The following is a 20,514-nucleotide window of genomic DNA, read 5'->3' on the forward strand; positions in this document are numbered from 1 at the left end:
GAGCTAGAATCTCTTACATGGACGCTGTCATCTACGCCCGCATCAGCCGTGACGCTGAGGGCACAAACCTGGGTGTGAACCGTCAGCTCGAGGACTGTCGGCAGGCCGCGAGCGCCCGCGGGTGGACCGTGGTCCATGAGTACGTGGAGAACGACACCTCCGCCACCCGGGCGAAGGTCCGCCCCCAGTACCAGCAGATGCTCCGGGACCTCGCCAACGGGACCGCCGGCGCGCTCATTGTGTGGGACGTGGACCGGCTCACCCGCACCCCCCGCGAGCTCGAAGACGTGATCGACCTCGCCGACGCCCACAACATCGCGCTGGTGTCCATCGGCGGGGAGATCGACCTTGCAACCCCACAGGGAAGGATGACGGCACGCATCAAGGGCAGTGTGGCGCGGCATGAGACGGACCAGATGGCGCGACGTATCCGCCGTAAGCAGCGTGAACGGGCTGAGCAGGGCCTCCCTAATGGACTGTGCCCGTTCGGGTGGCGCCGGGTCTACGACGACCAGGGACGCCGCGCAGGGAGCCGTGACGTGGCGTATGCGCCCGAGGCGGAGCAGATCCGCGACGGGGTATCACGACTGCTTGCCGGTGAATCGGTCCGGTCCATCGCCCTGCGTTGGAACACGGAGGGGTTACCCACCCAGCGGGGCAACGGATGGAGGACTGGCACGGTCCGGCAGACCCTCCGGCGGGCCGCGAACGCCGGGCTCCGCGAGCACAAGGGTGAGCTGTTCCCCTCCGACGTGATCGAACCGCTCATCACCGAGGACGAGTTGCACCGGGTACGGGCGCTCCTGGCAGACCCGGGGCGCCGAGTGCACCACGGCACCACCCCCGCCTACCTGCTAACCGGGATCGCCGAGTGCGGCCGGTGCGGTGGGAAGATGCGCTACCTGAAGAGCAGAGGCCGTGACGGCATGCCCTCCTACGGGTGCCGAGACTGCACCCGTGTGGCCCGCTCCATGGGCCTGGTGGACGCCGTGGTGGAGGGCGCGATCCTGGGGCGCCTGCAACGCCCTGACGTGCTCGAGACGCTGCCCACGATGGATCCAGCCCGGGGGGACGATCTGCGCTCGCAGGCCGCCACCTTGGAGGCGAAGCTGTCAGAGGCTGCGGATCTGTTCACGGCAGGCACGATCACTGGTGAGCAGCTGTCCAGGATCACCGCCGGGGTCCGCCCCCAGCTGGACAAGACCCGGGCCCAGTTGGCGGACCTGACACCGGCGAGCGCCGCGGCCGCGATAGCTGGTGAAGATGCGGTGGCCCGCTGGGAGGACGCCACCCTGCTGGTGAAGCGAGAGATCGTGGACACCCTGATGACGGTGACCATCCTGCCCGTGGGTCCGGGGCGGGGACGAGACCCCGAATCCGTGAAGATCAGCTGGAAAAGTTAGCACTTCCGGTCACCTTGGGAGATTTCCCTGAAGCACTCAGGCCCGGGCTGGGGTCCACCAATCAAGTAAAATCCGGCAATGTTGCCGACGCCGTCAAGAAGTCCTCAGGCGGGCGCCCCGCCCAAGACGGCCCGAGGGTTGGAAAGGCCGGGGATGTTTTCCCCCACTTCGACCCACGAAAATATTAGGCGTGTCCCGCCCTCGAGGGCCGGAATCACAAGGAATGCATGGTGGAAAACACCCAGCCACCCCAAACCACACAGACGCTTCCGTTATCCACAGTCCATCCACAGTCCATCCACAGCGGAGCCCGCATGTACGAATCCGTGCGGCACTCTCCAGAGCCACCAGAACGTCTAACGTCACCGTCATCGGTGCCTAGACTCGGAGCACAATCGAACAGAGTTGCGGGTCCGGTGCTACCAACACCGGACCCGCACTGAAAACCTTCGGAAGAGGTTTCCAAATGTCAGGCTCCCACCTGACGGCTCAAGCGTACCCAGAGCCGTCTATCCACGCACACCCCGAAACGTCCGAGGCCGCCCGAGTCCTGGTCCGCCGATCATGGGATCTCACCACCGATCGCGCTGCAAGAACAGCCAATGGGCGGAGGGCGAACTGGGATCGGTTCTTGAAGATAGTGGACCCGAACGGATACATGGATCCTGAGGACCGCGAGCGCCTCGCAGCAGAGGCCCGGCGCGAATTCTACGTGGAGATGGGCCGCAAGTCCGCGGCCGCCCGGCGCGCTAAGCAGGTGGTCGCATGAGCGCCGTGATCCGAGCGCAGTTCGGGGCGCTGGACCTGGACGCCTACGTGGCCCGCATCATCGCCGAGGCCCCACCCCTCACGGATGCCCAGCGGGCCACGCTCGCCGGGCTCCTGCGCCCCGTAGAGACCCGCGGGGGTGCAGCAGCATGACGGCAAGAAGAAACCCCCCGGCGGGCAACCAGGGGGCCCCTAAGAACGATCTTCCGAACCACCACCAGTCTACCCGCGATCACCTTTACGCGCTCGCAGCGCACGGCATCCGGGTGTTCCCGCTCGTACCCGGCGAGAAGCGCCCCATGGTGACCGGGTGGGAGCAGAAAGCCACCACCGCACCCAGCCTCCTGGACAACTGGCCAGCCGGTGCCGGTGTCGGCATCGCGTGCGGACCCTCCGGGCTCGTGGTCGTGGACTGCGACAACCACGGCGGGACTCCCCCACGGGAGTGGGACCGCCCGGGGATCACCAACGGCCTGGACGTGTTCGCGGACTTGTGGGCCCGGCACACCCGGGCGCCGCTGTTCGACACCATGACCGTGGAAACCCCCTCCGGTGGGCTGCACTTCTACTACCGGGCACCCCTGGGCTCCAGGATCCGCAACAGCGCCGGGAAGCTCGGCTGGCAGGTTGATGTGCGGGCCGCGGGCGGGTACGTCTGCGCACCCGGCACCACCCTGCCCAACGGGGCGTACAAGCCCGTGGGAGGGCCTGGAAACATCGCGCCGCTCCCCCAGTGGCTCCGGGCGCTGCTCGAGCCGCAGAAGCCCACCCCAGCGGCCACACAACGGCGAACGCCGCAGGTCATCCCCGGGCCACGTTCGCAGGTCGAACGCCGGGTCCGCGGCCTAATCCGCACCGTGGCCGAAGCACCCGAGGGGCAACGGAACTCGACGCTGAACTGGGCGGCATGGCAACTCGCGCAGGACGGGCTGTTCACCCGGGACTACTCCATTGCTCTGCTCCACGCAGCCGAAACCGCCGGTCTCCCCCGGGCCGAAGCTATCCGAACTATCCGATCCGCCGCTGCCCCAAGAAGCGCCAGCACCCAAGGGGGCGCAGCCGCATGACCGACCACCCATTCGAAGACATGATCCAGTCTGCGAGCGCCGAGCTCTCAGAGGAAGTCGGAGAGCACCACGACGAGCGGTACGTCAGTGGCGGCGCGTTCATCTTCGATCAGCCCGAAGAGATCCCCGCCCGCTGGGGAGACGGTGAACAGATCCTCTGGGCCAAGGGTGAGGCACTCATGCTGTGCGGACCCCCAGGAGTCGGCAAGACCACCCTCACAGGGCAAGTCGTCCGCGGGCTACTTGGGCTGCAGGACAACGTCCTGGGCTACACCGTGGCCCCCGCAGAGAAGGTCCTGTACCTCGCCATGGACCGGCCTCGACAGATTGCCAGGTCCCTGGGGCGCCACTTCCGGCCGGCGGACCGCGAGCGCGTGGACCAGCGGCTGACCATCTGGCCGGGCCCTCCTCCGCACGACCTCGCTCAGAAGACGGGCATCCTGCTCGAGTTGGCCCAACTAGCTGGCGCCGACGTGGTGGTCGTGGACTCCCTCAAGGATGCCGCGGTGGGGCTCTCCGATGATGCCGTGGGGTCGGGGTACAACAGGGCCCGACAGACCGCGCTCGCGGGCGGTGTGGACATCATCGAGCTACACCACCAGCGGAAGGCGACCTCGCAGGGCGGAAAGCAGGACAAGCTCTCGGACGTGTACGGGTCCACCTGGCTCACCTCCGGTGCCGGTTCCGTGATCGGGCTGTGGGGCGAAGCCGGTGACCCGGTCGTGCAGCTCACCCAGCTCAAGCCCGTGATGGAGGAGGTTGGCCCGTTCGAAGTCCTCCACGACCACCAGGCCGGTATTTCCACCGTCCAGGGAGAGGTGGACCTTGTGGAACTGGCCCGCGCCCGGGGAGGGCTCACGGTGACCATGGCGGCCCAAGCTATCTACGGGGACGAGATCAGTCAGGCGCAGAGGGAAAAGGTCCGGCGGCGCATTAAGGCTTACACCAAGCAGGGGCTGCTGGTGGAAACGCACATCACGGATGACCGCAACCGTGATGTCTCGAGATGGACCGCACCCCGGACCCCGATCAACACCGATCCGACCCTTCACACGGATGGTGAATCGTGACCACACGCGCCACACGGGGCACCACACGGGTGTGTGTCCGCTCAGGGACCACACGCGGACCCACGCACCACACGTTCTGAACGTTTCCCCTAGTCAGGAACCACACGGTTTACCACACGCACCACACGCCCGGACCACCACACGTTTTCCCCCCTCTCTAAAGAGGGGGAAACGAGTGGTCCCGGCCCACACGTGGACGGAAGAGAGACTCAGATGGACCACAAGCCAGTAGCACTCACCGCACCCCAGGCCGAGGCGCTCGCCGGGATCCTCCAGCAGATCCGCCCCGAATGGGCGAAACCCGCGATCATGGCCGCGCTCAGGGACGTGGACCCCTCCCATGGGTGACCTCGAGGACTACCACCGCCGCCGCGTCGAGGGCATGCTCACCAACGCCCGGACCAAGGCCGACCTGCAAGACCTCGTGCGGGCCCTGGATGCCCGGAACATGCGCCTGCAGCACCTCAACCGTCAGCTACGACTCCAGCTCCACCAGCACCGGAAGGACACCCCATGAACACCCACCAGAGCAACGCACAGGACAGTAACAAACCGCGGCCACAGGACCCCACTACCCTGGCCCAGCCCCCGGCGGACCCCGCCCCCGAAGGGCCCGTTCCCCCGGACGTGGGACCCCCGTAATGGCGCGCACAGGACTGGCGTCTGGAAGCCCTCAGGAGACCGCGGAGGGGCAAAAACTTTCGCGCAATGGACTTACCGATTTCGCCCCTGCGGACCCGCACGAGGTCCGCGCCCGGCTCACCCGCCGCGGGTCCCTGAACGGCCTCGACGGCGGTACCGGGGTCGTGTTCATCCCCCAACACGCGCTCCCGGACCTGCGACGGCGCCTGCTGCTGGCCCAGGAACGGTTTACGGCTATGAGTGGCCCAGTGCCCGGGAAACGGCGGAAACGCCGGCCTGCGAGCGCCCGGTGACATTGCCCGCCGTCCACCTTTCGGCATCGTTTTGACCCCACATTGGTATCACCGCCCAGGGGCACCCAGCCCCGGGGCACGACCACCAGGAGGGCCACATGGCCAAGCTCGACCCCCAGAACCCGCCGGACTTCGAGAAGTTCGGACGGGCCCTCTGGACGGAACTGACCACCCTCAAGTTCGGCGAGCGCGGGAACAGTGCGCGGGTCGCTGAGACCGCTATCGAGTGCGCGCTCTCGGTTTCCCGGAACTACCACGCCAAGTCCGCCGAAGACATCGCGTTCGACAAGTGGGCGGACGAGGTGGGCCTGTGAGCACGCCCCACCTGCAGCGCCTCGTGGTGGCCATGCCGCCGGACATGGTCCGCCGGGTGGACACCCTGCGCTCGCTGACCGGCACCAGCCGTGCAGGGTTCATCCGGCTCGCCGTAGCCGACTACCTGCGTCCCCTGGGCGGCACCACCCATGACGCCCAACCCTGACCTCGTGGCCGCGGTGGAGGGCATGCGCCGGTTCGGGTCCTACGGGATGCCCCTCATCAAGGCCATTGAGGACTACTTCCGGGAAGGCGTCCGAGACATCGCCACATGGGACGAACTCCGCGCCAGGGTCCTCACCGAGTGCGGCGCCTTCCCCCCGTTCGCGGGAGGGGCGGACCCCGAGGGTCTGTCCGGGGTGCCCCTAGTGGACCTGGGGCGGCCCAGCACAACCGTGTTTTTGGTCAACGGCGCCATGTACCGCCGCCCGGACCTCGAAACCCTCCACAAGGCCACACAGGCCACCACCGCGAAAACGTGGCTGAAGCATGACGCCCGTTACCCCACCCCGAGAAAGAAGAACAATGAGCACCAGAGCTGAACGACGACTGCGAGAAGCCCAGACCACCCTCGAACAGGCCACCCAGGCACACCAGACCGCCGCTGCAGCGTTCGCCGCCCTCGAGGATCGGGCAGTGTCCGGGGAGGACGTTGACCCTCTGGAACTGGCTGGCACCCAAGGTGACCTTGCGATCAAATCCAAACGGGTCCAGCGCGCCCAGACGGCCGTCAACGCCGAACAGTCCACCGTGGACGAGGAGAAGGCCCGAGCCCGCCACCGTGAGCTCGTAGAGGCCGCGAAAGCCACCCAGGCGGACCTCAGTACCGCCGAGGTGCGCACGGCCATGGAGGACCTTTTGCGGCGCGCCTACGCGGCCTCCGACGCATGGTCCGAGATGCGGTCCGCGGTCCTTGCGGAGCACGGCGAAATCCCGTTCTACGGTCCCGGCAACGCGGCGCCCGACGGGGTGAAGTCCCCCACCCTGTTCAAGCTCGACGGTATCGGCTACCCGGACCCAGCAGATCCTTACCGCCTCGCCCGTGACCTGCGCGAGCTGGCGGACCGGGTGTTCGAGGATGTGGGTATTGAGCGTGCCCGTGCGCGGTCCGCCGGTCAGGAGGTACCCGTGTCGTGGCAGGCGCGTGCTGTGGAGGCCGGGGTCGAAGCGGCGCGTGAGGACCAGCGGCGGTGCACACCGGAACCAACCCCAGACGCCGCCGCGTAGGACCAGCAGCAGGGCAGACACCCCGGTGGGCGGGTTTAGGACAGGACCCACCCACCGAGAGGTTGAGAGGATGAGGGCATGGACGATCTGAGGGAGACGTTCGCGGGCATGACCCCGGACGAGGCGGACCGGACGGTGGACGCGCTCGCGGACATGCTGGCCGCGCTGCCTGCCGATGATGCGGACCCGGTGGACCGGGCAACCCGCGCCGGTGTGGAGGGTTTCGTGATGGGCTACCGCACAAACCATACATAAAGGGTTCCCTTTGTGTATGGTTAGGGCATGACCACCCCCCAGCTCCGCGTCATCGGCTACGTCCGCGTGTCCACCAATAAACAGGACATCGGCCCCGAGGTGCAGATTGCCGCCCTACAGGCCGAAGCGGACCGGCTGGGCTGGGAGCTGGACCTGAGACGCGAGAACGCCGCGAGCGCCAAGACCCTCAAGAACCGCCCCGTGCTCGCCCAGGCCCTCGCGGACCTCAAAGCCGGGAAGGCCGACGCGCTCGCCGTGTCCAAGCTCGACCGGCTCTCCCGCTCCGTCGCAGACTTCGCCGGTCTGCTCGAGACCGCCACGCGTCAACACTGGGCGCTGATCTGCCTGGACCTGGGGATCGACACGTCCACCATCACCGGCGCCGCCATGGCACAGGTCACCTGCACGTTCGCGGAGATGGAGCGGAAGAAGATCGCCGAACGGACCCGTGACGGCATGGCCAAGATCAAGGCCACCACCGGCAAGCACATGGGCCGCCCGTCTGCGCTCCCCCAGGCCACTGTGGACCGGATCCACCGCGAGCGCGCCGCTGGTCTGTCCTACGCCAAGATCGCCGCGGCCCTCAACGATGAGAGCATCCCCACCGCCACCGGGCGCACCTGGCACGCGTCCACCGTGCGGCAGGTACTGAGCCGGTAAGAGCATCTACGTGCAGGTCTCGGCGAACACCGCCCAGGACGCGGCGGTCATCAAGGCCGAACTGGAGCGGTTCTTGGCTCAGCGGGAGCGCCGGGCGGCAAACCGGCACGGTACCCGTGAGCTGCGGGGCGCGCACTGACCCCCAGGTAACATTCCCGCCCCAACCTGTATCAGGCTCTGGGGCGGGAATACTTAGCGGAAGCAACCCCCAGTGCTAAGGACACCTCATGAGCGCGGTCCCCTACACGTTGCCGGCTGAGCAGCGGGAGCAGATCCTCACCCAGGAGATCACTAAGCGGACATCCACGGGGAAGTCCGAGTTGCTCGCCACCCGCCCGTTCAAGGCTTACGTACGAACCGGGCAACCCCTTACGGCGGCATGGCCAGTGGCCTTGACCGTTCACGCGTTGTGGGTCGTCGCCGTGGTCGTCCTCGCTTTCCTGGTCCTCCGGTTCTTCGCGGTCCTTGTGGTCCTGGCCCTGGGGTGGTGGTTCCCGCGGGCTTTCACCCGCATCGAGGTCATCACCATCGGCGAGCGCGGCGAAGTGGGCGTGAAGACCCTGTACTGGGGCGGGGCGTACAAGCTCGAGCAGCACCTCAAAGACCCCACCCGAAACTAGCCCTGGAGCACCCCCATGCGCCGTTACACCATCCCTTTGACCCTCACCGCCGCAGCCCTCGCTCTCACCGGGTGCGGCACCCAGCAGGACCCGGCACCCACGGCGACCGTCACTGTCACGGCCACTCCGTCTGCTGAGTCGTTCACGCCCACCCCGGAAGCAGCCGAGACCACCGAAGCGCAGGCTATGGAGACCGCACCACCCGCCGAAGCTGAGACCCCCGAAACCGCACCCACAGGCGCAGTAGAAGCTCCCGCGGCACCCGCAGAGACAGACGCTGCCGAGGACGAATCGCAGGGCGTCTCCATTGTCGAGTCAGAGGGGATGGAGGGAGACGACTACATCATCCGACTCCGCACTAATCAAGGCGCTACGGCGACGGAGAACTACGCCCCCAGTGTCATGCAATCAAGGATCCAGTCTCTGACTGGCACCCCGCAGGCGAAGAACATTGACCTCGTGGCCATGTACACCGCGGACGGCGTGATGATCGCTACCGGCCGTCTGCCGGACGGGAAGTACGCCGGCGTTACGTCTGGTCTGTAGAACCACCCTCGACCCATGAAGAAGCGGCCCCCAGCATGACGCTGAGGGCCGCTCTCTTATCCCCTGGTGTCCCCTGTTACTTGGCTACTCCCCGGACCAGTACCCGGCCTGCTCCGGGTGATCCTGCAGCAGGCGTTCGATCTCTTCCCCGAGGCGCTGGTGGAACGCCACCAGGTTGTTCACTGGGTGCCCGGGGCCGTCCACTTTCCGGTCCTCGATCCTCACCGCGAGCTGCACCCCGTGTTCCGGGGACCACACCCGGGTAAGGATGAACTCGGACTCCTTGCGCTCGCCGTCCAGGCCGTCCACGTCGGTGTCCAGCATCGTCCCGAAGTGGCCGTCGTCTTCGCCGATCTCACTGGCGGCGCCGGGCTCCATTCCCGTGTCTGGTCCGCCGAAGGGGCACGCACGGGCGAGGGCGACCACGTAGACCCCTTCCCGGCCGTTCACGGGCTGCCAGTTCTCGTCGCTGAGGATCTTGTCGCGGGTGGTTTCTCCGTCACCCTGGAACCATTGGCGGTGGCGGGCCTCGAGGGCGCGGCTCACGGCAGTTCGCTCGCGGTCCGTGGCGTCCTTCATGGAGTAGGCCGAGATGGTGTGACTGGTGGAGTCATAGAGCATCCCCCCGTAAATCCAGAGGTAGTCGCCGTTCCAGGCCTGGTGCAGGTGGCTGGTGGGCCCGGGGGTGGTGCCGAGGGTCCAGGTTTTGAACTTGGGCCAGGCTTTGATCTCGGAGGGGGTGGGCATTTTGGGTGCGGTGGTGTTCATGGTGGTGCCTTTCTTGATTCCGGTGAGGTCGTTGTGACCTCCTGACACCAAGAAACCTAAACCCGTTTTACGCAGGACCGTTGAGCCAGATCTCCTCGACCTCGGGATCGTCCAGGTACGGCTGCAGCGGCCCGTAGCCCGCGACGAGGTCCAGCACGGTCTTGCGCGCGGCCTCCAGGTCCTGGATCCGGGGCAGCCCGGCCTGCGCGGAGCGGACGTCGTACTCGGCCACGACCGCGGCCACGATCCGGCGCGTGGGCTCGACCTCGTGCAACGGGTCCAGCCCGGTACGCCGGATCTGTTCGCGGACGTCCGCCTCGATCAGTCCGATCGCGTCCTCGGCAACGGTGGCCATGGCTCCCCCTGGGGTTTCCCCGAACCCGTTACTGGCTGGTTAACTCTGGAGGGAACGCTAGGGGAAATTTCCGGCCGCGAACACGGCCGGGGGCCCGATCTGTGGATAACCCGTCATGACCTGCGCCGATGCCCGCAGCACGACGCGTCATGCTCGGACGCAGAATGCATCCTCATGCAAAGTGACACTCATCACGCTTTGGTCGGAGGGGACGGGAACACCTTGCCCCTCCGGCCACAAGACGGGGACTGCCGAAGGCAGGGTGATGCGCGGTGCTCCGAACCACAGTGGAGCACGTGCGGAAGGTCAGACGGCCGTGGAACCCCCGCGAGCGGCGTCGTCGCCGGGGGCAGCGGTGGCGGGACGCTCGACGGACACGTCCGGGCCCGCGGGCCCCACGTGGGGTGCCTCGGCGGGGCGCTGCAGCGGGGAGGCCGCTGCGAAGGTGAGCACGGAGGCGCGCTCGGTGTGGGCGCCGTCGGGCTCCCACGGCTTCTCGGCCTCGGCAATGGCGATGTGCCGGGCGAGTCGCGTGATGTTGACCTCCTCGACGCGGCGGCGCTGGGCGGCGCTGTACTGGGAGACCATGAACAGCACCACGAGCGCGTAGAGCACGAGGTCCGTGCCACGGCCGATCCCCAGCAGGCGGGCCACCTGCGTGACCAGGTCCGGCACGAGGATCGAGACGGCGGCGAAGAGGAAGAAGGCGACCGCTCCCAGACGGCGGATGGCCTGGTGCTTGGCGTTGGCGCCGCCGCGCACCAGGGTGAGCGCGCCGTAGGCCACGCCCAGGATGAGAACGATCTGAACCACGATGGTCATTGCAGTGCCCCGTTACTTCACGAACAGTTCGGCCAGGATGTTCACGCCGTTGAGCAGGGACTGGCCCTTGCCGCGCGAGTAGTCCGTGTAGATGATCTCCACGGGGTGCTCCACCCAATTGGGCTGGATCTCCGCGAACCGGTTCACGATCTCGGAGGCGTGCGCCATGCGGTTCTGCTTCAGGTGCAGCTTGCCGAGCGTGTCCCGGTTGATGGCCCGCAGGCCGTTGTGCGCGTCCGAAAGGTCCATGCCGCTCGTGAACTTGGACACGAACGCCGCCGTGCGCAGCACGAGTCGCTTCAAGGAGGACACCTGTGTGCGGTCGTCAAGGAACCGCGACCCCAGGACCACCTCGGCCTCGCCGCTGCGGATGCGCTGAACCATGTCGTACGCATCGATCACGCGGTGCTGGCCGTCCGAGTCGAACGTCACCACGCAGTCCATCTCCGGATCCTGCAGCGCGTACTCGAAACCCGTCTGCAACGCCGCACCCTGCCCCAGGTTGATGGGGTGCTGGACCACCACGGCCCCTGCGTCCCGACAGATCTGCGCGGAGTCGTCCCGGGAGCCGTCGTCCACGCAGACCACGTGCGGGAAGGTCTTGCGGAGGTTCTCCAGGACCTCTCCCACCACTTGGGCCTCGTTGTACACGGGCATCACTATCCAGGCTCGACTCACACCCCTCATTGTTCCACAGTCGGCTGGGGACCTCCGGCGCGCAGGCGGGGCCCGCAGGTCGCGGGGGTGGGCGCCGGGCGGTCCACTAAACTTCCCACAGACCCTCCCGCCTTCCCCGTCTGGAGCCCTGGATCCCTTGAGCTGGCTTGAAGCACTTCCCCCCTACACCCTGGTGGCCGTCCTCATGGTCCTGCCCGGCGCGCTGCTGAGCGTGGCCCTGGGGCTGCGCGGCCTGGCGCGGTGGGCGAGCGTGGTCCCCCTGTCCGTGGCGGGGTTCAGCGCCTCCGCGGTGGTCTACGGGATGCTCGGCGTGCCGTGGAACCCCCTCACCGTCACGGCGGCGTTCGCAGGAGTGGCGGTGCTGCTGTGGCTTGTCATGATCCCCGCAAGACGCCGCGTCGCCGCGGCTCCGTGGGCGGGCACCGTCCCGTGGCGGGAGCGGATCACCGCCCCCACGGTGGGCATCTGGTGCGGGGCGGTTCTCGGCGTCGGGATCGTGGTGCAGAGGCTCTACCTGATCCTCCAGGTCCCCGATGCCCTCTCCCAGACCTACGACGCGAACTTCCACTACAACGCCGTGCGCTACATCGAGGACACCGGCACCGCGTCCTCGCTGACGATCGGCGGGCTCGGCGTCACGGACCCCTCGTTCTACCCCGCGGCCTGGCACAACTCCGTGGCCTTCGTGACCGCGGTGGGCCACCTACCCGTGGCCCTGGCCGCCAACGCGATGACCATGCTGGTGTGCGGGGTCGTGTGGGTGCTGGGCTGCCTGTACTTCACCACGCGGGTGCTGGGCTCCCGCCCTGCCGTGGCCGTGGCCACCGGGCTCATGGCCTCCAGCTTCCCCGCCTTCCCCTACCTGCTGAGCTTCTACGGCAACCTGTTCCCGAACGCCATGTCCATCGCGTTCCTGCCCCTATGGCTGGGTCTGCTCACGGACGCGCTCGGTCTCTCCCGGGGCCCCTACCTCCGGTCCAAGCTCGCCCTGTGGATCACCGTCCTGGCGGTCACGGGGGCCATGGGACTGGCCCACCCCTCCACCGTGGTGCTGGGTCTCGCGCTGCTGTGGATCATGCTGCTCACCCTGTGGTGGCGGGTGCTGCGCTCCCCGCGGGCCTGGTGGCGCAAGCTGCTCGGCGCCCTCGCCCTGGTGGCGATGCTCCTGGTGCTGCAGCAGATCTGGTTCTCCGCGCGGGCCTCCTGGGACTCCTCCTCGTGGAAGCCGCACGCGACCCAGCCCCAGGCCGTGGGTGAAGCGCTCGCCACCGTCTACCCCGGCGCGCCGCACGCCCCCTGGGTGCTCATGGTCCTGGTGCTCCTCGGCGCCGCGGCCCTGCTGCGCCACACCTCTCGCTGGCTGGTGGGTGCGTGGGTCCTGCTGATGTGGCTCTACGTCCTGGTGGCCTCCTCCCGGAACTTCCCGCTGCGCTACGACTGGACCGGGGTCTGGTACAACGACTCCAATCGACTGCTCGCGCTCATCCCCGTCATGGCCGTTCCCCTCTCCGTGGCCGGCGCGCTCGCTGTGCTGCACTGGGTAGTCACGCACGTGCGCACCTTCGTCCTGAAGCTCTCCCAGCGCTCCGGGACCTCTCCCGCCGTCCGCCGGGCCGCCGAGCGTACGCGTCCCCTGATGCGCACCCGCACCGCGGCCGTGGTGGGCGGCCTCCTGGCCGTGGTCCTGGGGTGGCAGGCCGTGCAGACGGAGCCCATGACGGACGTCGTTAACTACGGCAAGTCGCTCTACGCCGGCGGCGGCGCCCACCCGTACGCGCTGCTCGACCCCGCCGAGGAGCAGCTGCTGGAGCAGCTTCCCGAGTACGTGCCGCAGGACGCCGTGGTCTTCGGCAACCCCCTCACGGGCACCTCCCAGGCCTACGCCGTCTCCGACGTCAAGGTGCTGTTCCCCCACAACGGCCTCGTCGCGGACCGGGAGGCCTCCGTGATCGCGCACCACCTCGACGAACTGACCACGGACCCGGAGGTCTGCCCCGCGCTGCACAAGCACAACGTGCAGTACGTCCTGGACTTCGGAACCCGGCAGGTGAACCCCTTCGCCTACTTCGACACGCGCGGCTACGACCAGCTCACCCCTGACAGGGGCTTCGAGCTCTTGGCCCAGACCGGCCCCGAGGCCAAGCTCTACAAGATCACCGGCTGCGGCGACTGACCCTGGACCGGATGACGACGGCGCCGCGAGAGATGGTCTCTCGCGGCGCCGTCGTCATCCGGTCCGAAACAGTGCCGAGCTCAGCCCGGCAGGGGCCCGTCCAGGTCGGGATCGTACTGGGGCACGAACTCCTCGCCGCGCTCGGCAGCCTCGCGCGCCTGCCACTCCCGCTTGTGGCGCTTGTCCGCCAGCGCCCGGGCCAAGCCCTCCTCGTGCTCCCGGCGAACGTCCTCCTCCGGCTGGTTGCGCATGTGGGCGACCGCGCCGTGCACGCTGCCGTCGAAGACCTTGGTGCCGTGGTCCATCACGATGCCGCGCTCGCAGATGTCCATCACCAGGTTGAGGTCGTGGGAGACCACCACCAGGGTCTTGCCGCGTCGCACCAGGTCCTTGATGCGGCCGATGCACTTCTTCTGGAAGGGCTCGTCACCCACCGAGAGGATCTCGTCCACCAGGAACACCTCGGGATCCGTGTGGATGGCCACGGAGAACGCGAGCCGCAGGTACATGCCCGAGCTGTAGAACTTCACCTCGGTGTCGATGAACTCGGCGATCTCGGAGAAGGCCACGATGTCGTCGAACTTCTCGTCGATCTCCTCCTTGGTCATACCCAGGATCGCGCCGTTGAGGTAGACGTTGTCCCGGCCCGTGAGGTCCGGGTGGAAGCCTGCACCCACCTCAATCAGGCCGGCCACCTTCTCGCGCGTGAGGATCTCACCCGAATCCGGGTTCATCACACCGGAGATCATCTTCAGCGTGGTGGACTTGCCCGAGCCGTTGAAGCCCAGCAGCGCGACCGTCTCGCCGTCGTGGATGTCGAAGGAGACGTCGTTGAGTGCCGTGAACTTGGCGGTCAGGTCCCCCTTGCGGCCCTTCACGAGCCAGACGAAGGCCTCTTTCATGGAGCGCGTGTGGCGCAGCACGAACTCCTTGGTCATGTGGCTCACCCGGATGGCGAGGTCCGCGTCCGTGCGACCCGGTGTGTTCTCGTTGACTGCACTGGACATGGTTCACAGCTCCTGGGCGAAGTTGCCCTCGTGGGCCCGGAACAACCGGTCCGCCACGAAGAAGACGATCAGACTGGTCACGATGGCCAACGGGGTCCACCCCGTGAGCAGGTGCGGCGGGATGTGCCACGTCTGCGGAGAGTCCGTGGTGGGGAACCAGAAACCGTAGTGGAACAGCTCCACCGCCACCGTGAGCGGGTTGAGCATGTACACGTAGTACACCCAGTCCCACAGCTTCTCGTGCACCATGGTCCACAGGTAGAGCACCGGGGAGGCCCACGTGGAGACCATGATGATGAGGTCCACGATGTTCTCGGCATCCCGGAAGAACACGTTGAACGTGGTGAACAGCATGCCCAGGGCCAGGGAGAACACCGCGATGATCGCGGTTCCCACGAACACCGCGAGCAGCTGCTTGATCCCCGGGTGCCACCCTGTGACGAAGCACGCGAGCAGCAGGATGACCAGCTGCGGCACGAAGTGGATGAAGGCCACGAGCAGGTTGGAGACGGGGAACAGCTGCCGCGGCAGGTAGATCTTCTTCAGCAGTCCGCCGTTGGCCACGACCGAGCGGGACGCGTTGCCGAAGACCTCCCCAAAGAGGTTCATCACCACGATCCCGGAGAACAGGTACACGGCGAAGTTCTCGATCCCCCTGTTGAGGTCCAGGAACACGCCCATGGCGATGTAGAACACCAGGAACTGCACTCCCGGTTTGAGGTAGGACCACAGAAGTCCGAGCACCGTGCCTCGGTACCGGATCTGGATCTCCTTGTCCACGATCAGCCTGAGCAGGAACCGGTTGGCGAACACGTCCCTCAGGCCGCGGTCCTGCCCGGGTGGCCGCAGCTGAGTGGCGGGGGCTTCGTTTGGCATCTGCCGTCCTTTCCTGGCGCGCCTCACGCGCCGTGACCGGAATACACGCCGACGCCGCACGCCTGCTCAGGCGTGCGGCGTCGGGCGGGAGGGAACTACTGTGCGGGCCCGTTCTCCGCGAACGTGCGGGCCCAGGCCTGAGGGGAGGTGATCTCCGGCAGCGCAGCCCGGTACTGCTCGCTCAGCTCGTCCCACCGGGACAGCAGCTCGGCGTGCAGCTTGGTGCTCTCCGCCATCAGCTCACGCACCTGCGCAGGGTCCCGGCGATACCAGGAGGCACCCGTGCCGTCCGCGTTGGAGACGATCGCGGAGTCGAGGGTCGCCAGGTAGGACCAGTGCCCGTCCATGTGGGCGACGGTGGCCTCCGGGTACTCCCTGGCCATCTCACGCACCGGGCGCAGCGTCTGCTTGAGCACGGTGCGCAGCGCCCACGGGATGAGCTGGGCCTTGGTGGGCGACTTGGGAGCCTCCATGCGCTTGGGCGGCTTGGCGCGCCGCACCGGGGGCAGCTGGGAGAGGTCCTTGACCACGCGACCGTCGGAGTACTTGTCCTTCATGCCCCGGATCTGCGGCATGCGGTTGGGCAGCATCTCGTGCAGGCGGTCCGGGCCGTCCAGAACGTCCTGGATGGCCAGCAGCACCGACCTGGCCGGGTAGTACTGCATGGACACCACGTGCTTTGTCTCCGTGGTCATGGACTCGCGCAGCATGCGCCCGCCCTTGGAGAAGGGCGAGTGCAGCAGTGCCGCGATGAGGCGGTTGCGCTCGTGGAAGTACGCCTGCCAGTCCACGGCGTCGTCCTTGTCCGCCCAGGACACGTGCCACACCGCAACGCCCGGGAGGGAGATGGTCGGGTAGCCCGCGGCCTTGGCGCGCAGGGAGTACTCGGAGTCGTCCCACTTGATGAACACCGGCAGCGACAGCCCGATCTCCTCGAGAATCACCCTCGGAATGAGGCACATCCACCAGCCGTTGTAGTCGGCGTCCCAGCGGCGGTGCAGCCTGGGCCGGGAGCGCAGACCACGCTCGGCAAAGTCCACGGCGCCGAGGCCGTCGATGGGACCCCACAGGAAGCGGTAGGAGTTCACGACCTCCGCGTACGCGTTGAGCAGCGGCTTGTTGTACATGTCGAACATGTGCCCGCCCACGATCGACGGCGTGTGGCACATGTCCGCGAAAGCAGCCGCGCGCAGCACGCCCTCGGACTCCAGCAGGATGTCGTCGTCCAGGATCAGCACGTAATCGGACTTCTCGACGCCGTCCGGACCCTGCCGCCCCTCCACGACCTCGTACATGTTGCGGGCGAAGCCGCCGGAACCGCCCATGTTGCCCTGGCGGATCATGCGCAGCTTCCCGCCCATGGCCTTCTGCGCCTCCGCGAAGTCCGGCTCGTCCTGCACCAGCTTGTTGCCCTGGTCCACGATGATCAGCTCGTCCAGGACCTCGTCCAGGCCGTCCGCGTTCGCGATGGTCTTGATGGTGTTCACGCAGTAGTCCGGCCGATTGAACGTGGTCACGCCGAGCGTCACCCGCCCCACGGGACGGCCCTGGGAGGGCACCAGCCACGAGGCCTCGTCTAGGACCATGCCCTCCTCGTCGGAGATCAAGTCGAACCAGTACCACCCGCCGTCGCCGAACGGTGCGAGCGTGAGCTCGAACTCGCAGGTGGTCTCCCCGCTGACGCGGCGGTCCTCGACGCGCTGGGAGACACCCCGGGCGTTGCTGCGGTAGACGATCAGAGAGCCCGCACCCGTGGTGCGCACACGCAGCACCACCGAGTCCGCCACGGTCCAGCGGCGCCAGTACGAGGCTGGGAACGCGTTGAAGTAGGAGCCGAAGGACACCCGGCGGCCCGCGCGGATGCGCACCGAGCGCCGGGAGATGATGTCGTCCGGGTGCTGGTTGGCGGTGTCCGAGCCGGCGGAGGACGGGCCCTCCCTGTTGATGGGCCCGTCGATGTACAGCGGCAGCGCGTCGAGGTCCTTGTCGGCGGGGAAAATCACGCGGGCCACCTCTCGCAGATCCGTCTGCGTGCTCGGCTGGGTGTTGATCTTCGCCAGGTACTCGTGGTTCCCGTCGGCCGACTGCTCTGTCTTCTGGGCGTTATCGGCGCTCACGCGTCCACTCCTCCACTGGTCAGGGGTGCACCGGACGTGAAGTGCGGTGCGATCTTGTTGTCCACCATGGACAGCGCGGAGCCGATGGCCATGTGCATGTCCAAGTACTTGTACGTGCCCAGGCGTCCGCCGAACAGCACGGAGGACTCACCGTTGGCGAGGTCTCGGTAGGCGAACAGCTTCTCACGGTCCTCGGACGTGTTCACGGGGTAGTAGGGCTCGTCGCCCTTCTCAGCAAAACGGGAGAACTCGCGCATGATCACCGTGGCGTCCCTCGTGTAGTCCCGCTCCGGGTGGAAGTGGCGGAACTCGTGGATGCGGGTGAACGGGACGTCCTCGTCCGGGTAGTTCATCACCGACGTGCCCTGGAAGTCCTCCATGTCGAGCACCTCCTCCTCCAGGTCGATGGTGCGCCAGGAGAGGTCGCCCTCGGCGTAGTCGAAGTAGCGGTCCACGGGACCGGTGTAGACCACCGGGACCTGACCCACAACGTTGTCCTTCGAGAACTCCTGGGAGTTGTCGAAGAAATCGGTCTCCAGCCGGACGTCGATGTTCGGGTGGTCCGCCATGCGCTCGAGCCACGCGGTGTAGCCGTCCACCGGAAGACCCTCGTGGGTGTCGTTGAAGTAGCGGTTGTCGTACGTGTAGCGCACCGGAAGCCGGGAGATGATGGAGGCGGGCAGGTCCTTGGGATCCGTCTGCCACTGCTTGCCCGTGTAGTGCTTGATGAACGCCTCGTACAGGGGGCGGCCGATCAGCTGGATGCCCTTGTCGTTGAGGTTCTGAGGGTCCGTGCCCGCCAGCTCGCCCGCCTGCTCGCGGATCAGCTCGCGTGCCTCACCGGGAGAGTAGGCGGCCCGGAAGAACTGGTTGATCGTGCCCAGGTTGATGGGCATGGGGTACACCTCGCCCTGGTGGCGGGTGTAGACGCGGTGCACGTAGTTGGTGAACTGGGTGAAGCGGTTCACGTACTCCCACACGCGCTCGTTGGAGGTGTGGAAGAGGTGGGCGCCGTAGCGGTGCACCTCGATGCCCGTGCGCTCCTCGTTCTCGCTGTAGGCGTTGCCGCCCAGGTGCGGCCGCCGGTCGATCATCGTGACCTTCAGACCCAGCTCGCGCGCGGCCCGTTCGGCCACGGTGAGACCGAAAAGCCCCGAGCCCACCACCACAAGATCAGTGTTCATCTGTCTCTCCTACCCTCTTCCACGTTCCATGCACGCACATCGTCTGCGCTAAAAATACCGGACCAGGCCACGAGGGCCCTGTGTGACCCGCTGGCCGTGGCGTGCCGAGTGCCCGGCATCACCCCAGGTCGCGGGGCCGCCCGAGACTTCCCGGGGCGATGCCGCCCAGTGCCAGGACATCGCCCCGGCGTCGGCACGGCCGTGGGCCGCGGCGTCGTCCCGCGTCGCGACGTCGTCGTCCAGACGGGTGCGCACCGGGCGCCCAACATGCCGCCCGGCTGACTCCCGCGGCTCAGTGGCCCGACTCCTGGAAACCGCTGAGCACCCACCGGGCGGCGGCGCGTCCAGAGGCCCCCAGGGAGGCGTGCTCCCGTGCCCACCGGCTGCGGCGCTCGCGCTGCGCCGCTCTGTCTCCGGACCGAGCATCCCCGAGCGCTCGCCGCATGGCCTGTGCCACGGCGTCGGGCGTGAACTCCACGGGGGTTCCCAGGTCGTTCTCCTCGACCAGGCGTGCCCCTACCCCCACCCCGGCGTAGATGGAGGGTGTGCCGCACGCGGCGGCCGCGTAGAGCTTGGTGGGCTTCGAGAAGTCGTAACCGGTGTGCGGGATCACCGAGGCGAGGGCGGCGACCGCCCCGCGAGTGAAGGCCGCGGTGCGAGCCGGACTCTGGACGCCGTGGAAGACCACGTTCTGCGGGGCGAGCCGCTGTGCGATCTCCTGCACCCGCGTGAGGTCGGAGCCCCGACCCAGCACCTGGAGCGTGACGTCCGGGTGCTCGGGCAGGATCTGCGCCAGCGCCTCGATGAAGATGTCCATGCCCTGCCACTCCGAGATGGAGCCGGCGTAGACGAAATAGGGCCCGGGCACAGCTTCGGTGGGCCCGTCCGCCGTGAAGGTGTCCGTGTCGATCCCGTTCTCCGCCACGAACATCCTGTCCCAGCGGGCGCCGGTCACACGGTGGAGCTCCTCGCCCATGGACTCGGAGACGGTGATGACGCCGCCAGCGCGCCGGGCGGCGATCGTCTCCGCCACGCGCATCCCCTGCGTGACGAATCCGGGAACGTCCATGTTCAGCGTCGCGGAGGTCCAGACGTCCGGGTTGTACCAGATGTACGGCCGACGACGCAGCGCGCTTGCGAGCCACACGGCCACGCCCGTGGTGGGCGGCGGCTCGCTCACCACGATGTCCGCGTCCATCACCAGCAGACGGGTGAAGGCCTGAATGTCGAAGCTCAGGTACTGGGCGACGCCCCTGACGTAGTCCTCCTTGTCCCGCAGCACGGGCACGCGCACGATCTCGTACGGTTCGTCCACGCGCACGGCAGCCATAGAGCGCGGCGGCCGGGTGGTCAGCACCGTGACGTCCGCGCCCTCGGCAGCGAAGCCCCTGGCGAGAGCGGCGAGGCGGAAGGAGGCAGCGGCCGGTTCGGGGAGGAAGATGCGGCTGACGATGACAACCTTGCGGGGTCTCATGGGCATTACTGTCTCATGATTCACCGCGGGGTTGCGCCCCTGTGGTGGGTGCACGGCGAGCGCCCTCCCCCGATCCGCAGGGCAGCCTCGTGGGTCCTGTGCCTCCCCAAGGACGTCGGGGCGCCACCCCCGTTGATCTCGGGTCGACTGCAGTGGACCCATGCAGCTCTCCCTCCGCCTGGTCTGGCACGGGT

General features: G+C 67.5%; 25 protein-coding genes. 16 read left to right on the forward strand and 9 right to left on the reverse strand.

The features are described from left to right. The first annotated feature begins 17 nt into the window (after positions 1 to 17). From ABD264_RS03360 to ABD264_RS03430, 15 genes are all read left to right on the forward strand, one after another. Positions 18 to 1,403, forward strand: coding sequence for a recombinase family protein (locus tag ABD264_RS03360; protein ID WP_344204194.1), 1,386 nt, complete (start codon positions 18 to 20; stop codon positions 1,401 to 1,403). A gap of 765 nt (positions 1,404 to 2,168) precedes the next feature. Further along, on the forward strand, positions 2,169 to 2,324 hold the full coding sequence (locus ABD264_RS03365) for a hypothetical protein (protein ID WP_186321545.1): 156 nt from the start codon (positions 2,169 to 2,171) through the stop codon (positions 2,322 to 2,324). Next, complete coding sequence (locus tag ABD264_RS03370) at positions 2,321 to 3,238, forward strand: bifunctional DNA primase/polymerase (protein WP_344204199.1); 918 nt, start codon at positions 2,321 to 2,323, stop codon at positions 3,236 to 3,238. Before ABD264_RS03365 ends, ABD264_RS03370 begins: the two co-directional genes overlap by 4 nt. Continuing rightward, positions 3,235 to 4,308 (forward strand): AAA family ATPase, encoded by a 1,074-nt coding sequence (locus tag ABD264_RS03375; RefSeq protein ID WP_344204202.1) that lies wholly within the window; start codon positions 3,235 to 3,237, stop codon positions 4,306 to 4,308. The genes ABD264_RS03370 and ABD264_RS03375 overlap by 4 nt, the downstream gene beginning before the upstream one ends. A gap of 213 nt (positions 4,309 to 4,521) precedes the next feature. Further along, on the forward strand, positions 4,522 to 4,656 hold the full coding sequence (locus tag ABD264_RS03380) for a hypothetical protein (protein WP_344204205.1): 135 nt from the start codon (positions 4,522 to 4,524) through the stop codon (positions 4,654 to 4,656). Next, positions 4,649 to 4,825 carry a hypothetical protein gene (locus ABD264_RS03385; RefSeq protein WP_344204208.1) on the forward strand — a complete coding sequence of 59 codons (177 nt, stop codon included), beginning with the start codon at positions 4,649 to 4,651 and terminating at the stop codon, positions 4,823 to 4,825. Before ABD264_RS03380 ends, ABD264_RS03385 begins: the two co-directional genes overlap by 8 nt. A 516-nt stretch (positions 4,826 to 5,341) precedes the next feature. Continuing rightward, positions 5,342 to 5,557 carry a hypothetical protein gene (locus ABD264_RS03390; protein WP_344204211.1) on the forward strand — a complete coding sequence of 72 codons (216 nt, stop codon included), beginning with the start codon at positions 5,342 to 5,344 and terminating at the stop codon, positions 5,555 to 5,557. Further along, positions 5,554 to 5,724, forward strand: a complete 171-nt coding sequence (locus ABD264_RS03395) for a ribbon-helix-helix domain-containing protein (RefSeq protein ID WP_289929132.1) — start codon at positions 5,554 to 5,556, stop codon at positions 5,722 to 5,724. Before ABD264_RS03390 ends, ABD264_RS03395 begins: the two co-directional genes overlap by 4 nt. Further along, complete coding sequence (locus ABD264_RS03400) at positions 5,708 to 6,100, forward strand: hypothetical protein (RefSeq protein ID WP_344204217.1); 393 nt, start codon at positions 5,708 to 5,710, stop codon at positions 6,098 to 6,100. The genes ABD264_RS03395 and ABD264_RS03400 overlap by 17 nt, the downstream gene beginning before the upstream one ends. Next, positions 6,084 to 6,785 carry a hypothetical protein gene (locus ABD264_RS03405; RefSeq protein ID WP_344204220.1) on the forward strand — a complete coding sequence of 234 codons (702 nt, stop codon included), beginning with the start codon at positions 6,084 to 6,086 and terminating at the stop codon, positions 6,783 to 6,785. Before ABD264_RS03400 ends, ABD264_RS03405 begins: the two co-directional genes overlap by 17 nt. A gap of 78 nt (positions 6,786 to 6,863) precedes the next feature. Then, positions 6,864 to 7,040, forward strand: coding sequence for a hypothetical protein (locus tag ABD264_RS03410; RefSeq protein ID WP_344204223.1), 177 nt, complete (start codon positions 6,864 to 6,866; stop codon positions 7,038 to 7,040). Between the two features lie 27 nt (positions 7,041 to 7,067). After that, positions 7,068 to 7,700, forward strand: coding sequence for a recombinase family protein (locus ABD264_RS03415; RefSeq protein WP_344204226.1), 633 nt, complete (start codon positions 7,068 to 7,070; stop codon positions 7,698 to 7,700). Between the two features lie 10 nt (positions 7,701 to 7,710). Beyond that, a complete protein-coding gene (locus ABD264_RS03420) occupies positions 7,711 to 7,839 on the forward strand; it encodes a hypothetical protein (protein ID WP_344204229.1) in 129 nt (42 codons plus the stop codon). Positions 7,840 to 7,927: 88 nt separating this feature from the next. Further along, a complete protein-coding gene (locus ABD264_RS03425; RefSeq protein ID WP_344204232.1) occupies positions 7,928 to 8,320 on the forward strand; it encodes a hypothetical protein in 393 nt (130 codons plus the stop codon). A gap of 402 nt (positions 8,321 to 8,722) precedes the next feature. Beyond that, positions 8,723 to 8,866 (forward strand): hypothetical protein, encoded by a 144-nt coding sequence (locus tag ABD264_RS03430; protein WP_170221131.1) that lies wholly within the window; start codon positions 8,723 to 8,725, stop codon positions 8,864 to 8,866. 84 nt (positions 8,867 to 8,950) lie between these two features. Here ABD264_RS03430 and ABD264_RS03435 read toward each other — a convergent pair whose 3' ends face one another. The 4 genes from ABD264_RS03435 to ABD264_RS03450 form a co-directional block, all read right to left on the reverse strand. Further along, positions 8,951 to 9,634 carry a hypothetical protein gene (locus tag ABD264_RS03435; protein WP_344204239.1) on the reverse strand — a complete coding sequence of 228 codons (684 nt, stop codon included), beginning with the start codon at positions 9,632 to 9,634 and terminating at the stop codon, positions 8,951 to 8,953. A gap of 67 nt (positions 9,635 to 9,701) precedes the next feature. After that, positions 9,702 to 9,989 (reverse strand): hypothetical protein, encoded by a 288-nt coding sequence (locus ABD264_RS03440; RefSeq protein ID WP_290500406.1) that lies wholly within the window; start codon positions 9,987 to 9,989, stop codon positions 9,702 to 9,704. A 306-nt stretch (positions 9,990 to 10,295) separates the two neighbouring features. Beyond that, positions 10,296 to 10,811, reverse strand: coding sequence for a DUF2304 domain-containing protein (locus ABD264_RS03445; RefSeq protein ID WP_055085486.1), 516 nt, complete (start codon positions 10,809 to 10,811; stop codon positions 10,296 to 10,298). A gap of 12 nt (positions 10,812 to 10,823) precedes the next feature. After that, the gene (locus ABD264_RS03450) at positions 10,824 to 11,498 is read right to left on the reverse strand and encodes a glycosyltransferase family 2 protein (protein ID WP_126874448.1); all 675 of its coding nucleotides are present in this window, start codon (positions 11,496 to 11,498) and stop codon (positions 10,824 to 10,826) included. Between the two features lie 127 nt (positions 11,499 to 11,625). Here ABD264_RS03450 and ABD264_RS03455 point away from each other — a divergent pair, with 127 nt between their 5' ends. After that, positions 11,626 to 13,662, forward strand: coding sequence for a DUF6541 family protein (locus ABD264_RS03455; protein WP_303104936.1), 2,037 nt, complete (start codon positions 11,626 to 11,628; stop codon positions 13,660 to 13,662). An 80-nt stretch (positions 13,663 to 13,742) separates the two neighbouring features. Here ABD264_RS03455 and ABD264_RS03460 read toward each other — a convergent pair whose 3' ends face one another. From ABD264_RS03460 to ABD264_RS03480, 5 genes are all read right to left on the reverse strand, one after another. Then, the gene (locus tag ABD264_RS03460; RefSeq protein ID WP_303104938.1) at positions 13,743 to 14,669 is read right to left on the reverse strand and encodes an ABC transporter ATP-binding protein; all 927 of its coding nucleotides are present in this window, start codon (positions 14,667 to 14,669) and stop codon (positions 13,743 to 13,745) included. Between the two features lie 3 nt (positions 14,670 to 14,672). Continuing rightward, positions 14,673 to 15,545 carry an ABC transporter permease gene (locus ABD264_RS03465; RefSeq protein ID WP_055082150.1) on the reverse strand — a complete coding sequence of 291 codons (873 nt, stop codon included), beginning with the start codon at positions 15,543 to 15,545 and terminating at the stop codon, positions 14,673 to 14,675. A gap of 95 nt (positions 15,546 to 15,640) precedes the next feature. Beyond that, entirely contained in the window at positions 15,641 to 17,662 is a 2,022-nt protein-coding gene (locus tag ABD264_RS03470) for a glycosyltransferase (protein ID WP_144942143.1), read from the reverse strand. Beyond that, complete coding sequence (gene glf / locus ABD264_RS03475; protein ID WP_344204250.1) at positions 17,659 to 18,846, reverse strand: UDP-galactopyranose mutase; 1,188 nt, start codon at positions 18,844 to 18,846, stop codon at positions 17,659 to 17,661. Before glf ends, ABD264_RS03470 begins: the two co-directional genes overlap by 4 nt. A 292-nt stretch (positions 18,847 to 19,138) precedes the next feature. Next, positions 19,139 to 20,320: a glycosyltransferase family 4 protein gene (locus ABD264_RS03480; RefSeq protein WP_055082157.1), complete on the reverse strand. Its 1,182-nt coding sequence runs from the start codon at positions 20,318 to 20,320 to the stop codon at positions 19,139 to 19,141. Between the last annotated feature and the right edge of the window lie 194 nt (positions 20,321 to 20,514).

The sequence above is a fragment of the Kocuria salsicia genome, from assembly GCF_039532055.1.
In the GTDB taxonomy this organism is placed as follows: domain Bacteria; phylum Actinomycetota; class Actinomycetes; order Actinomycetales; family Micrococcaceae; genus Kocuria; species Kocuria salsicia.